The organism is Pseudomonas sp. GW822-FHT02E03 (assembly GCF_058802325.1).
The window spans coordinates 1-14,090 of sequence record NZ_JBXAOA010000003.1; the positions used below are offsets into that span (position 1 = coordinate 1).

Consider the following 14,090-nt stretch of genomic DNA (forward strand, 5'->3'; position numbering starts at 1 on the left):
CCCCCCCCCCCCCCCCCCCCCCCCCCCCCCCCCCCCCCCCAACCCTGGCTCCTACGAAAAGCGGTTCATTCGCTTAACTGACTGGCATTGGGGCTTACCCAAGAAATCAGGGCTCTTGAGCAATCACCGATATCTTGCCGTTGAGCTCGAATCGCCAGACCTTGACCTGATAGGCCATGTCTTCGCGCACCGGGTAATCACGGCTGTGATGCTCGTCGCGGCGCGATTCGTCGTTCATGGTGTGACCTGGCCTTGTTCACCGGCCAATGCACGTTGATGAAAAAACGACACCCGCTTCAAGGCATGTTCGGCGGCCAGTAACTGCACCCGGCTGCGCGATCCGAAAAACCGGTGCTGGTGAGTGAACACGCGCTTCCCTCGCTCGGTCTGGTACGCCCAGGCGAAACAGACGGTGCCGGCCGGAATCCCGTCGATATCCTCCGGGCCCAGAATGCCGGTGGTGGCTACCGCGACATTGGCGGGGCTGTCGCGCAATGCGCCCAAGGCCATTTCGCACGCCACTTCGCAACTGGTCAGGTTGAAGGTTTTGATCGTATCGGGGCTGACGTTAAGCAATCGCTGCTTGGCTTCGGAGGAATAAACCACATAGCCGCTCTCGATCAGGTCCCCGCTGTTCGGCACCTCGGCCAGCAATGTCACGATTTTTCCAGCGGTACAGGATTCGGCCGTCGTCAGTCGCAAGTCGTGTTGCCGCAAATAGTCGACGACGGATTGGCTGACGTTCATGACCAGGCACCCAGGCAAGAGGAACTGCTCGGTTGACCTTCGCCGTTTGTAAACATTCCCTCCAGCCGACCGCTCTTGAGGCACCCGATAAAAAGTGAACCCCCGGCGATGGATGCACCTCAATACTTTTAGGGGCCCCTATGCCGGGCCGCTTGTATCTGGAGGTCGTCATGTCCGCACATTTCGTCAGGCTGTTCACTCAGCCCAATTTCGTCTGGACAGATATTCGTAAGGATGAGGAAGCGCATCCGCGCCATTACCTCGCTCATTTGCTGGTGCTCGCCTTGATCCCCGCCGCGTGCCTGTTTATCGGGACCACCTACGTCGGCTGGAGCCTGGCCGAGAACGAAACGGTCAAGCTCAGTACCACCAGCGCCCTGCAACTCTGCGGGCTGCTGTACCTGAGCATCATTGTTGGCGTGGTGCTGATGGGGCTGTTCATCCGCTGGATGTCGCGCACCTTCGACTCACGCCCCACCGTCAATCAGTGCATCGGTTTCGCCGCCTACACCGTCACTCCGTTCTTCCTCGCGGGCATCGCCGGGCTCTACCCGAGCCGCTGGCTAGCGATCACCGTGCTGGGGGCCGCCTCCCTCTATTCAACGTTTCTGCTGTTCGTCGGTTTGCCGATCTTCATGCACGAGCGCAAGGAGCAAGGCTTGCTGAATGCGGCGAGCGTATGGGGCGTCGGGCTATTGGTGCTGGTGACTATTTTGGTGGAGATGATTCTGCTCTGGTTCAACTACCTGGGGCCTGAGTACTTACGCGTGACTGGCGTTTGATTTTCCTGAGTCCGCCATCCGCCGGCGATCGGCGGTACACCTCCGAGAACCGGGCATGAGCTTCATTGTATGGGTGGCGGTGTTGGGTGCGGTGCTGCTGACCCTGGCACTGACCTCGTCCTATCTGCGCTGGATGCCGGTGACCACGTCGGCGGTGTGCCTGGCGCTGGGCGTGGCGATCGGTCCGGGTGGCCTGGGCTTGTTGAAGCTGGACATCAAGGACGCGGCGATCTGGATGGAGCACCTGACGGAAGTCGCGGTGCTCTTTTCGCTGTTTGTCTGCGGACTCAAATTGCGCCTGCCGCTGAAGGATCTTCGATGGCGGGTGGCGTTCGGCCTGGCGGGACCGGTGATGATCTTGACCATCATTGGCGTCTGCCTGTTACTGCATTACGGTTTTGCCCTGGCGTGGGGGCCGTCGTTGCTGATCGGGGCGATTCTGGCCCCCACCGATCCGGTACTGGCCTCGCTGGTGCAGGTCAACGACGCCAGGGATTACGACTCGGTGCGTTTCGGGCTCTCCGGTGAGGCGGGCCTCAACGACGGCATCGCCTTCCCTTTCGTGATCCTCGGTTTGCTGTTTGTGCAACAGAGCGGTGATAGCCAGGCCTGGCTCGGTGAGTGGGCATTGAAAAGTGTGCTGTGGGCCGTGCCGGTCGGTTTGTTGACCGGTTACTGGATGGGCCACGGCATCGGTCGCTTGACCTTGTCGATGCGCATCCGCAATGCCGACAGCACCATTTCTCCCAACGATTACCTGACCCTGGCCCTGATCGCCCTCGCTTATGTCGCGGCCGAGGAGATCCATGGCTATGGCTTTCTGTCGGTATTCGCCGCCGGCCTGGGGTTGCGACAAGCCGAAGTCAAATCCACCGGCGACGCACGGATCCCCGCCGAGCATCTGGTGCAACCGGTGGTCGGCCACCAGAACGTCGAGCCTGAGGCCGCCGTCCACGGTGATGTGGCGAACTTGCCGGAAACCCAAGTCGCGGCGGGGATCATGATGGGCGACATGCTGGCATTCGGCAGTTTGGTGGAACGGGCCATGGAAGTGTTTCTGGTCACCCTGCTGGGCGTGGTGCTGGTGGGCCATTGGGATTGGCGAGCGTTGGTGGTTGCACTGGTGTTGTTCTGTGCCATTCGCCCCTTGTGTGTAGGGATCATGCCGTGGGGGCGCCTGCTGGACGGCCGCCAGCGCCTGTTGATCGGCTGGTTCGGGATTCGCGGCATCGGGAGCTTTTATTACCTGTTCTACGCCTTGAACCATGACCTCGGTCCGGCAGCGGCGACGCTGTGCACCGACCTGACGTTGTCGGTGGTGGCGCTCAGCATTCTGGCGCATGGCATCAGTACTCAACCGATGCTGGCCCGTTATGAGCAGCGCGATCAGCAGGACGTCTGACGAACGTCGGTCAACCTGCACTGAGCAGCAAACTGAATTCATGCAGGCTGCACGATAATGGCTTGTTAAAAACCATCACAACCGATTGTTTTTATTTGGGTTTTCTTAACCTTAAAAACAGGCACGGGAAATGCTCCAGCAGTGTGAGCGACAACGGCAGGAAGACCGTTTGCGCCTGACCCGTGACTAAACAAGAGGTTCGATCATGAACGCCATTGACCTGTTGAAAACCGACCATGAACGCGTAAAAGGGATCCTGGCCCAGTTGAGCGAGTCCACTGAACGTGGGGTGAAAAAACGCACCGAGTTGCTGGCCAAGCTGGAAATGGAAATCAAGATCCATACCCGCCTGGAAGAAGAAGTCTTGTACCCGGCGTATAAAAAGGCCGGGGGCAAGGAACAGGATGTGATGTATTACGAAGCCAAGGAAGAACATCGCACCGTCGATTCGCTGGTGCTTCCCGACCTGAAAACCACCGATCCCGCTAGCATCGAATTCGCCGGTCGAGTGAAAGTGGTCAAGGAACTGCTGGAACATCACATCGAAGAAGAGGAAAAGGAAATGTTTCCTCAGGCCAAAAAGCTGCTGGGCAAAGCGACGCTCGACGAATTGGGTGTAGAGATGGAAAGCCTGAAAGCCCGCTACAAAAAAGAACTGGGCGCGTCCAACCTCGCGGCTTGAATAGCAAAGGCGCGGCGAATGACTTACGAGACTCTTGAGTCTGTGAGAAACCTGTGGCGAGGGAGGCATGCTCGCGCTTGAGTGCGAAGCGCTCACAAAAATCGGCAATGATTGTCAGATTTTTGGGGGCCGCTACGCAGCCCAACGCGAGCAAGCTCGCTCGCCACAAAGGTTTACATGAGGGCAACGGTCACTTCATCACCAAGGCAATGATTTCCACCAGATTGAGTTGGGTAAAGGGTTTGGACAGGCGTGGGAGTCTGGCCGCCAAGCCTTCCAGACGCTCGGCGTAACCGGTGGCGAGGATGATCGGCAGCTGTGGCCTGATGTTGCGGATAATCTGCGCCAATTGCTCGCCGTTCATTTTGGGCATCGCCATGTCCGTAATGACCAGGTCAATCGCGGGTTCACTGTCGAATAGCTCCAGCGCCTGTGCGCCGGACGAGGCACTGATCACCCGATGGCCCAGGTCCTCGAGCAGCAGGCTGGTACTGGTCAACACCAGGCTGTCGTCGTCCACGACCAACACACACAGACGAGGCACCCGCGACATGGCTGTTTCCTCGATAGCGGGTTCGGTGGTCGAGTAGGCCAGTGCCACGGGTATCCAGAGTTCAGCCGTGGTGCCGACGTCCTTCCGGCTTTTCAGACTGAAGCGTCCTCCCAATTGCTCCATATACCCATGAACCATCGACAACCCCAGGCCAGTGCCTTTGCCGATGCCTTTGGTGGTAAAGAAGGGGTCCATGGCCGACGCCAGGGTAGCGTCATCCATGCCCTCCCCCGTATCCGTGACACTCAGGCAGACATAACGGCCTGCCGTCAGGGATAACTTCTGATCGTGGACCTCATGTGTCTGGGCGCTGATGATGAGTTTCCCGCCGTCGGGCATGGCATCACGGGCGTTGGTCGCCAGATTCAGCACCGCCAGCTCCAGCTGATTGACGTCGGCCATCACCGGCTCAAGTTCGGGCGCAAAGCGGGTTTCTATGCTCACCGCAGGCCCCAAAGAGCTGCGCAACAGCCCGGTAATCCCCTCTATCAGAGTTGGTATCTCAACGGATTCGGTCTTGAGTTCCTGACGCCTGGCAAACGCCAGCATGCGCTGGGTCAAGGAAACACCACGCAAGGCGCCTTGAGTGGCGTTGTCGAGCAAACGGGTAATTCTCGGGTCGTCTGCCGCACGTTTACGAACGATTTCCAGATTGCCGAGAATAACGGTCAGCAGGTTATTGAAGTCGTGGGCAATCCCCCCGCTGAGTTGACCGATGGCCTGCATCTTTTGCGCCTGAAACAACGCTTCGCGGGTTTTCTCAAGGGCTTGCTGGGCTTGGGTCACCTCGGTGATGTCCCGAGTGATCTTGGCAAATCCCAGCAACGTGCCGGTTTCGCCCCAAATCGGGTCGACCACGACATGCGCGAAAAAACGCGTGCCATCCTTGCGCACGCGCCAGGCCTTGTTTTCGAATCGCCCCTCGCGTGTAGCGATCTCCAGCGCACGCTGGGGTTCACCGGCTTCGCGGTCTTCAGGGGTGTAAAACATCGAGAAATGCTGGCCGATAACTTCTTCGGGCCGGTAGCCCTTGATTCGCTGAGCCCCCAGATTCCAGTTGGTCACGCGTCCATCCGGGGCGAGCATGTAGATGGCGTAGTCGGTGACGCTTTGCACCAGCAGCCGGAACTGCTGCTCGCTTTGCTTGAGGGTTTCTTCGGCCATTTTGCGGTCGGTCAAATCCCGAGTGATCTTGGCAAAACCCAGCAATTTGCCCGACGGATCGCGAATGGGATCGATGATGACGTGGGACCAGAAATGCGTGCCGTCCTTGCGAACCCGCCAGCCTTCGCCCTCGAAACGCCCTTCGTGAATGGCGGTATCAAGGGCGCGCTGAGGCAAACCGGCCTTGCGGTCCTCTTCGGTATAAAAACGCGAGAAATGCTGACCAAGAATCTCCGCCTCCTCATACCCTTTGAAACGCTTGGCGCCAGCGTTCCAACTGGTGATGATGCCTTCGGGGTCAATCATGTAGATCGCGTAGTCCACCACGGCATCGATCAGCAGACGAAAGCGCATCTCCTCGATGGCATTGATCTTGGTCCGGTCATCGCTCATGGAGCCCTGTCCTTATTGTTGTTCTTCTGGAGTATGCGACAAACCGCTCGTTTGGAAATTCCAAAAAACCAATACGTTGGTCTGCCGCAGTGGCGCGAGGGATTATCGGTACACGTATTTGACGATATAGGCGTACAGATCGTTGTAGACAAAGTCAGGGACATGTTCAGCGTAGGTTTGGGTTTTGAGCAGTGCCAGGTGACACTCTTTGATCATTTCGTCGCGATCACTCATGGTGTAGATGTGATTGTCGATGATCATCCCATAAGCGCACGTATAAGGTGCCGTTGCTCCTGTGATGGTCAATGCTCCGTCGGCGGCTTTGGTGTAAGTGCTTTGAGCGCGCAAGGTCCGTTCCTTCAATGCACCGAAGCCGCGCTCGTACAAGATGATCTGCGAGCCGCTGACCGCTTTGGCGGCCGTTTCGAAGGCCAGGATGATCGCCTGTGCGTTACTCACGCTGGCATCCAGCATCGACACAGTGACGAACCTTTCCATTTCCTGCTTTTCCAGGCTCCTGAGCGCTCTTTTGATGCTTGATGCATGAGCGAACTCTTGATTACAAGCGACGATATGGGTCTCGACCTGATAGCCGGCCGCCGTCGCCGTCGGTGGAAAAGCGGCGAAATCGATACTGTCGAATGCGCATTCCATGATGATGTTGTATTTGCGCTTGAACGCCTCCACGAAGATCTTCGTGCTGACCTCCCGGACAAAAGCTTCCGTATGCTCGTAAGCATGCAAGACGCCGAGCGTGATCATCTCTGCGTATTGAGGGTGTTTTTCGCGGTATTTGGGCAGGTACAGACGAACATAATTGTCATAGCGTTTGGAGCGAAGCAGGTTTTTTTCCAACAGATACGTTTTACCTGACCCTTGCAGCCCGGCAACGACCAGCATTTTCGGAGTTGCCTCGGCAGTGATGCCGTTGAACAGCGTCGCGGTGATTTCAGTGAATACTGCAGTGACCTGCTCTGGGGTGTAAGTGTACTTCGGGGCTACTGACATACCTTGATTTCCTTATCAAAGATTCGCTTGAAAGTGATTGCCTGCCCTTTGAATAAAGCGCTGTTTCGTTGTTTGTTCAAACGGGCGTGTCTTTCAAGATATGTCTCTGTTTTATAAAGTAAAAAATCCTACGAAGGTGAAGGAAAGTGCGCTGGCTCAACTGACCACCAGCGCGGCAGCAATTGCTTGACCTTGCTCTCGCCAAATCGGTCATCGATCAGCATCACTACCCCCTGGTCCTGCTGAGTGCGGATCACCCGCCCCGCTGCTTGCACGACTTTCTGCACGCCAGGAAACAGGTAGGTGTAGTCATACCCGGCACCGAAAATCGCCGCCATGCGCTGTTTCATCTGTTCGTTGACCGGATTGAGTTGCGCCAGCCCCAGGGTGGCAATGAATGCACCAATCAACCGCGCGCCGGGTAAATCGATGCCTTCGCCGAATGCGCCACCCAGCACCGCAAACCCTACGCCCTGACTATGGACGGTGAATTGATCGAGAAATGCCTGACGCGGCCCTTCCCCCATGCCCCGGGACTGCGACCACAGCGTGATGTGCGGATGCCGCTCGGCCAGCAACTGTGCCACTTGCTGCAAATAATCGAAGCTGCTGAAGAACGCCAGGTAGTTACCGGGGCGTTGGGTGAACTGTTTGGCAATCAGCTCGACGATGGGCTCAAGGGACGCCTGACGGTGGACATAGCGAGTCGAAATCTGGCTGACGATGTGCACTTGCAGCTGATCGGCGTGAAATGGCGACTCCACATCGATCCACACCGTGTTCGCCGGTGTTCCCAGCAAATCCGCGTAGTAATGCCCAGGGCTCAGGGTGGCGGAAAAAAGCACGGTGCTACGCGCAGCGGTCAAGCGCGGGCGGATGAAACCAGCGGGCACAACATTGCGCAGGCATAGCTGCGACAGGTTGCGCTTGCGCTCGAGGTCGCGTTTGCTGATGTCGAACAGGAAATGCTCATCGAACAGTTCAGCCACGCGGCCGAACTGCAGCATGTCGAAGTAAAAATTCTGCAAGCCGCTGTCCAGGCCCTGAGGGTAATCGTTCAGGTAATCGCCGATGCTCGCGCAGCACAAGGACAGCGCCTGAAGCAGTTTTTCCGGGGCTTTGTCGTAGGCCTGATAGGGGCTGAGTTGCTGATCATGCAGGGCATTCCATTCGCGATTGACCCGCTGCAAGGATCTCTTCAGTGGCTCAGGTGCGGTTTTTCGCACGCTGTTCAACGTCGCCTGGTCGAGGCTGGCGCTGTACATCTGCCGGCCACGCTCCACCAGATTGTGGGCTTCGTCCACCAGCACCGCGACTTTCCAGTTATTGGCCTGGGCCAGCCCGAACAGCAGCGCACTGAAGTCGAAATAGTAGTTGTAGTCGGCGACTACCACGTCCGCCCAGCGGGCCATTTCCTGGCTGAGGTAGTAGGGGCAAACGTCATGCTGCAGGGCAACCTCGCGCAATGCGCTCTGGTTCAGCAGGTTCAATTGGCTGGCGGCCTGACGCGCGGCCGGCAGACGATCATAAAAGCCCTGGGCCAACGGGCACGACTCGCCATGGCAGGCCTTGTCCGGGTGCTCGCAAGCCTTATCCCGGGCGATCATTTCGAGAACTCGCAAGGGTGGAGCATCGGCGCTGTCGAGGATGACCTGAGCGGCGTCCAGCGCCAATTTGCGCCCCGGGGTTTTCGCCGTGAGAAAGAACACCTTGTCCAATTGCTGCGGCGCCAAGGCCTTGAGCATCGGGAACAGCGTGCCAACGGTCTTGCCGATACCGGTCGGAGCCTGGGCCATCAGGCAGCGACCGGTGCTGACCGCCTTGAACACCGATTCGGCCAGATGCCGTTGCCCGGGACGAAAATCGGTATGGGGAAATGCCAACTGTTGCGCGGCCAGATTGCGCCCTTCGCGATGGGCCATTTCCTGCTCGGCCCAGTGCAGGAACAACCCGCAATGGTGTTCGAAGAACAGCTGTAGTTCGGCGGCGCTGAAGGCCTCGACCAAACAGGTTTCCTTTTCGCTGACGATGTCGAAGTACACCAGCGCCAGATTGATGCGTTCCAGCTGCAGTTTCTGGCACATCAACCCTCCGTAGATCTTCGCCTGCGCCCAGTGCAGTTGCCGGTGGTTGGCCGGTTGTTTGCTCAGGTCGCCACGGTAGGTCTTGATTTCTTCGAGGCAGTTTTGCGCTGGATCGTAGCCGTCTGCCCGGCCCTTCACCGTCAAGGTTCGATACTGGCCCTCCAGCGCGACTTCATTCTGGTAACCCTCGCTGCGCCGTGAGGCTACGGTGCGATGCCCGACGATACCTTCCAGCGCGGTTGGCGACGGGGTAAAGCGCAGGTCGAGGTCGCCGACCTTGGCGGTGAATTCACACAGTGCCCGCACCGCAATGCTGTAGCTCACGCGCCCTGTTCCGCCCATTGCACGTAGCAGACGGCGATCGGCATCTGGTGCTCGTGACAGAATTCCAGCCAGCGCAATTGGTTGTCTTGCAACCGATCGCCGGGGCCTTTGACTTCGATCATGCGGTAGGTTTTGTGTTGCGGCCAAAACTGAATCAAGTCCGGCATGCCGGCGCGGTTGGCCTTGATGTCGAGCAAAAGACGATTGAACCAGTGCTTGAGGTGTTCGGCGGGCAGACAGGCAAGTGCCTGCTCCAGCAGTTCCTCGCTCAGCGCACCCCAGAATACGAACGGCGACTGCACGCCCCACTTGGCGCTGTAACGCTCGCGGACAGTTTGCACATAACGCCCGTCATCGAGTTCAGCGAGGCAGGCCTGAAACAGATCCGCGCGCCGCGCATGAAAGTCTTCGTTGAGCAGGTCCACCGGACCGCGCTGGAACGGGTGAAAAAACGCCCCCGGCAACGGCGCGAAGATCGCCGGCCAGCACAGCAACCCGAACAGTGAATTGATCAGGCTGTTCTCGACGTAATGCACCGGCGCTGAATCGTCCGCCAGATGCGCCTGAACGTAAGACTCCACCGACAACGTCGGATCGTGCCGGGGCAGTTGCAGGTCCAGACGCTGCATGGCCCGAGGGGCTGGTCGCTTGATCGGTGGCCCACCCAGTTTGCGCCGCAGCCTGGGCAGCACACGCGATAGATGCTGATGCTCGGCGGCGCTTTCAGGGGCTTGCTCGGCGTGGGTGGCCAGGTTCATGGCCAGTTGATATTCAGCACAGCGCTCCAGCACGCGAATCAACCGCAGACGCGCGCCGGGGTAGGCGCATTCGCGGTAGAGGTTCAGGGCAGTGGAAAAATCCGCGACGCGCTCGCAGTGCTGACCGATCTGGAACAGCAGTTTGCCCCGACGTCTTTGCAGCCAGGGATTGCCGAGTTCCAGCCCGTTGATCTGCTCGACAATCGCCGCCACGTCTTCACCGGCCTCGAAACGCTGCTGACAGCTGTGCAGGAACAGGCAGGCGTCGACGTCCTCGCGACTGCGCAAGCCACGGGATTCGGTGCAGAACTCGACTTTTTCGTAGGTAAAGATGCCCAGGTCGGCCAGCACGAACTCCGACCAGTCCTGGTAAAGATTGCCGAAGAACATCAGCCGTAGCCGGTCGCACAGGTCCATGACCGTCAGGCTGAACAACCGCTCATTCAGTGCCGGACACCACTGGGCAAAACTTTGCGCCTCGGGAAACTGCTCGCTCAGGACCGGCAGCCAATCGGTCTTTTTGCCCTTGGGCTGATCGATGGCGCTGCCAATGCACTGGAGAATCTCGGCCTTGAGCAACACCTCGAACAAGTCCTCGATGTGCAATGGCGACTGCTCATCGATCCAGCCCGACACCAGCAATGGCGCCGCAGCGCTGTCGATGTCGCCGATCTCGACGTAACTCAGTTTGCCGGCCCTGAAATGCACGCCCTTGCGCATCACCAGTCTGACCAGCAGGGCCTGGGACTCGCGAGGCAGTCGATTGAAGTCGCGGATGAAATCCTGCTCCTCGAGGCTCAATACATCGGCATAGCGATGCTCAAGCCAATCAAGCACTTGCATGAAGTTGTTCAAGTAATAGAACGGGTCGTCGAGAGGATTTACAATCACGGGCAAAAAGGGCCATGGCAAACGAGTACTGGTTATGCGTACAGATACCAGCTATGCCCCACCCGGTGCAAACGGAAAAGGATCAGTGGCGACGCTATCCGGCAATTTTCGGGTGACCATCGAACTTTCTGCCATTCCATCGCACCAACCGCGTTAGAGGCACAGCGACGATTGATCTCAAGCGGGGCGTTCGCGCTGTTTTTATTCAGTGATGAGAGGTGTGTATGAATATCAAGACTCTGGGTTTGCCCTTGGCAGTAGCGGCCTTTCTGGCCCTGGCCGGTTGCTCGACGCCAACGGTTGTTACCCTGCAGAACGGCACTCAGTATTTGACCAAGGACATGCCGAATACCAAGACCGAGGACGGCTTCTTTGAGTTTGAAGATATTTCCGGGGCAAAGGTGAAAGTCCGGGCCGATGACGTGGCCACGGTTCGCAAGGAAGACTGAGCCCCTGACGGGCTAAACGACGAATATCCTGTGGGAGCGTGGCTTGCCCGCGAAAAATTCACCGCGGTTTGTCAGGTATCACGCGTAATCGTTCTTCGCGGGCAAGCCACGCTCCCACAGGTTCTGCGTTTTAACCTACCGGCATTAGCGCTGCCCGCTTTGGTTTGGGCTTTAAAGCGCTTGTGCAATCGCCTTTCCGACCTCCTGGGTCGAGCCCTTCCCGCCCAGATCCGGCGTGATCGGCCCCTCGGCAATCACCCGTTCGATCGCCTGCAGAATCCCGTCGTGCGCGGCGCGATAACGCTCATCTCCGTTCCCCAGAAAATCCAGCATCAACGCACCGGACCAGATCATGGCGATCGGGTTTGCGATATTGCGCCCGTAGATGTCCGGGGCCGAACCATGCACCGGTTCGAACAGCGACGGAAAACGCCGCTCGGGATCGAGGTTGGCCGACGGTGCAATGCCGATGGTGCCGGCGCAGGCAGGTCCCAGGTCGGACAAGATGTCGCCAAACAGGTTCGACGCCACCACCACATCGAACCGGTCCGGTTGCAGCACAAAACGCGCACACAGAATGTCGATGTGTTGCTTGTCCCAGGTGATGTCCGGGTACTGCGCGGCCATCAACGCCGTGCGTTCGTCCCAGTACGGCATGCTGATGGAAATCCCGTTGGACTTGGTCGCCGCCGTCAGGCGCTTGCGCGGTCGGGTCTGGGCCAGGTCGAAGGCGAATTTGAGAATCCGGTCCACGCCACGTCGGGTGAACACTGACTCTTGCAGCACGAATTCATGCTCGGTGCCTTCGAACATCTTGCCGCCGACCGAGGAATACTCGCCCTCGGTGTTCTCGCGGATCACCACGAAATCGATGTCGCCCGGTTTGCGCCCGGCCAGCGGGCACGGCACACCGGGAAACAGCCGCACCGGGCGAATGTTCACGTACTGGTCGAAGTCGCGGCGAAACTTCAACAGCGACCCCCACAGGGAAATGTGATCCGGCACCTTGTCCGGCCAGCCTACGGCGCCGAAGTAAATCGCGTCGAAGCCCTTGAGTTGGTCGAACCAGTCATCGGGCATCATCTGCCCGTGTTCCAGGTAGTAATCGCAATGAGCCCAGTCGAGTACTTCGATGCTCAAATCGAGCTGCCACTTTTTTGCGGCCTGCTCCAGTACCCGCAACCCTTCCGGCAGGACTTCCTTGCCGATGCCATCGCCGGCAATCGCAGCGATTCTGAATGGTTTACTCATTAATCATGCCTCGCAAAATGGCTGTGCAATCGTTGTCGGGTTACAGCCCGCCTATGTGGAAAGCTTTGACTTCAAGGTATTCGTCCAGTCCGTACTTGCTGCCTTCACGGCCAAGGCCCGACTGTTTGATGCCGCCGAACGGCGCGACTTCCATGGAAATGATCCCGGTATTGAGGCCGACCATGCCGAACTCCAGCGCCTCGCCGAACCGCCATGAACGACGCAAGTCCTGAGTGAAATAGTAGGCACCCAGGCCGTAAGGCGTGGCATTGGCCAACGCGAGCGCTTCGGCTTCATCGGTGAAGCGCATCAACGGCGCCACCGGGCCGAAGGTTTCTTCGTTGGCCAAGAGCATGCCGGCGTGGGTGTCGCCGAGGACGGTCGGTTGCACAAACTGGCTGTCACCCTCGGGAATACCGCCGCAGAGCAAACGCGCACCCTGGCTCAGGGCATCGTCGATGTGCCGGGCGATCTTGCTCACCGCCGCCGGGTTGATCAGCGGGCCGATGGTGACGTCGGCGTCCAAACCATTGCCGACTTTGAGTTTGCCCACCTCCTCCACCAAACGCTGGGCGAAGCGCTCGTAAATGCCGTCCTGCACCAGGATGCGGTTGGCGCAAACGCAGGTCTGCCCGGCGTTGCGGAACTTGCTGAGCATGATGCCGGCCACGGCCTGTTCCAGATCGGCGTCGTCGAACACAATGAACGGCGCGTTGCCGCCCAGTTCCAGGCTCAAGCGCTTGATGTGTTCGGCACTCTGGCGCATCAGCAGCCGACCGACCGCGGTGGAACCGGTGAAGGAGATTTTGCGCACGGTCGGGTTGCCGGTCAGCTCTTCGCCGATGCCCGCAGGCATCCCGGTCAATACGTTGAACACCCCGGCCGGGATGCCGACGCGTTCGGCCAACACCGCCAGGGCCAGGGCCGACAATGGCGTCAGGTCCGAGGGTTTGACGATGATCGGGCACCCGGCCGCCAGCGCCGGCGCGCACTTGCGAGTGATCATCGCGTTGGGGAAATTCCACGGGGTGATCGCAGCGCACACGCCCACCGGTTGCTTGAGCGTCAGCAGGCGCCGGTCGCCACTGGGGGCCGGCATGGTTTCGCCGTAAACCCGACGGGCCTCTTCGGCGAACCATTTGACGAAGCCGGCGCCGTAGCGGATTTCGCCCTTGGCCTCGTTCAGCGGTTTGCCCTGCTCGCAGGTCATGATCAAGGCTAGGTCGTCGAGGTTGTCGATCATCGCCTGATACCAGCGCTCCAGCAGCGCCGCTCGTTCCGCCGCCGGGCGTGCACGCCATGCCGGCCAGGCGCGTTCGGCGGCTTCGATGGCGCGCCGGGTTTGCGCGCCTTGCATGGCCGGGACTCGGGCGAGCAATTGGCCGGAGGCCGGGTCGATGACGTCCAGGGTCGCGGCGTTATCGGCGCCGATCCACTGCCCGTCCACATAAGCGAGTTCTGCCAGAAGGCTGGGGTCTTTCAAACGATTCTTGAGCATGGTCGAGTCCTGATCCGAGACATTTCCAGTCTAGGGAGATGCCACGGATGAGGATGCTGAAAGCGTCTGATGGGCAGTGTTGGATGCTGAAATTTGCGGTGGGA

12 protein-coding genes are annotated in these 14,090 nt (G+C 59.0%); 4 read left to right on the plus strand and 8 right to left on the minus strand.

Going from position 1 to position 14,090, the window contains the following annotated elements; genetic code table 11:
• Positions 1-106: 106 nt before the first annotated feature.
• Both AC1RQB_RS03160 and AC1RQB_RS03165 read right to left on the minus strand, forming a co-directional pair.
• A complete protein-coding gene (locus tag AC1RQB_RS03160; RefSeq protein WP_259333018.1) occupies positions 107-238 on the minus strand; it encodes a hypothetical protein in 132 nt (43 codons plus the stop codon).
• Positions 235-747 carry a CinA family protein gene (locus AC1RQB_RS03165; RefSeq protein WP_008072164.1) on the minus strand — a complete coding sequence of 171 codons (513 nt, stop codon included), beginning with the start codon at positions 745-747 and terminating at the stop codon, positions 235-237. The genes AC1RQB_RS03160 and AC1RQB_RS03165 overlap by 4 nt, the downstream gene beginning before the upstream one ends.
• 170 nt (positions 748-917) lie before the next feature.
• On the opposite strand from AC1RQB_RS03165, the gene AC1RQB_RS03170 reads away from it, so the two are divergent.
• From AC1RQB_RS03170 to AC1RQB_RS03180, 3 genes are all read left to right on the plus strand, one after another.
• On the plus strand, positions 918-1,529 hold the full coding sequence (locus AC1RQB_RS03170) for a Yip1 family protein (RefSeq protein WP_063343967.1): 612 nt from the start codon (positions 918-920) through the stop codon (positions 1,527-1,529).
• A gap of 55 nt (positions 1,530-1,584) precedes the next feature.
• The gene (locus tag AC1RQB_RS03175) at positions 1,585-2,931 is read left to right on the plus strand and encodes a cation:proton antiporter (protein ID WP_063343697.1); all 1,347 of its coding nucleotides are present in this window, start codon (positions 1,585-1,587) and stop codon (positions 2,929-2,931) included.
• A gap of 205 nt (positions 2,932-3,136) precedes the next feature.
• Positions 3,137-3,613, plus strand: a complete 477-nt coding sequence (locus AC1RQB_RS03180) for a PA2171 family ribosome-binding persister protein (protein WP_008072161.1) — start codon at positions 3,137-3,139, stop codon at positions 3,611-3,613.
• A gap of 190 nt (positions 3,614-3,803) precedes the next feature.
• Here AC1RQB_RS03180 and AC1RQB_RS03185 read toward each other — a convergent pair whose 3' ends face one another.
• From AC1RQB_RS03185 to AC1RQB_RS03200, 4 genes are all read right to left on the minus strand, one after another.
• Positions 3,804-5,723: a hybrid sensor histidine kinase/response regulator gene (locus tag AC1RQB_RS03185; protein WP_063343696.1), complete on the minus strand. Its 1,920-nt coding sequence runs from the start codon at positions 5,721-5,723 to the stop codon at positions 3,804-3,806.
• 102 nt (positions 5,724-5,825) lie between these two features.
• Entirely contained in the window at positions 5,826-6,731 is a 906-nt protein-coding gene (locus AC1RQB_RS03190; RefSeq protein ID WP_063343695.1) for a zeta toxin family protein, read from the minus strand.
• A gap of 128 nt (positions 6,732-6,859) precedes the next feature.
• Positions 6,860-9,139 (minus strand): ATP-dependent DNA helicase, encoded by a 2,280-nt coding sequence (locus AC1RQB_RS03195; protein ID WP_063343694.1) that lies wholly within the window; start codon positions 9,137-9,139, stop codon positions 6,860-6,862.
• Positions 9,136-10,788 (minus strand): VRR-NUC domain-containing protein, encoded by a 1,653-nt coding sequence (locus tag AC1RQB_RS03200; RefSeq protein WP_063343693.1) that lies wholly within the window; start codon positions 10,786-10,788, stop codon positions 9,136-9,138. Before AC1RQB_RS03200 ends, AC1RQB_RS03195 begins: the two co-directional genes overlap by 4 nt.
• A 224-nt stretch (positions 10,789-11,012) precedes the next feature.
• Between AC1RQB_RS03200 and AC1RQB_RS03205 the strand changes: the two genes are divergently transcribed.
• Complete coding sequence (locus AC1RQB_RS03205; protein WP_007902349.1) at positions 11,013-11,237, plus strand: YgdI/YgdR family lipoprotein; 225 nt, start codon at positions 11,013-11,015, stop codon at positions 11,235-11,237.
• A 171-nt stretch (positions 11,238-11,408) separates the two neighbouring features.
• On the opposite strand, the gene AC1RQB_RS03210 is transcribed toward AC1RQB_RS03205, so the two are convergent.
• Positions 11,409-12,488: a tartrate dehydrogenase gene (locus AC1RQB_RS03210; RefSeq protein ID WP_063343692.1), complete on the minus strand. Its 1,080-nt coding sequence runs from the start codon at positions 12,486-12,488 to the stop codon at positions 11,409-11,411.
• A 40-nt stretch (positions 12,489-12,528) separates the two neighbouring features.
• Positions 12,529-13,986: an NAD-dependent succinate-semialdehyde dehydrogenase gene (locus tag AC1RQB_RS03215; protein ID WP_063343691.1), complete on the minus strand. Its 1,458-nt coding sequence runs from the start codon at positions 13,984-13,986 to the stop codon at positions 12,529-12,531.
• Between the last annotated feature and the right edge of the window lie 104 nt (positions 13,987-14,090).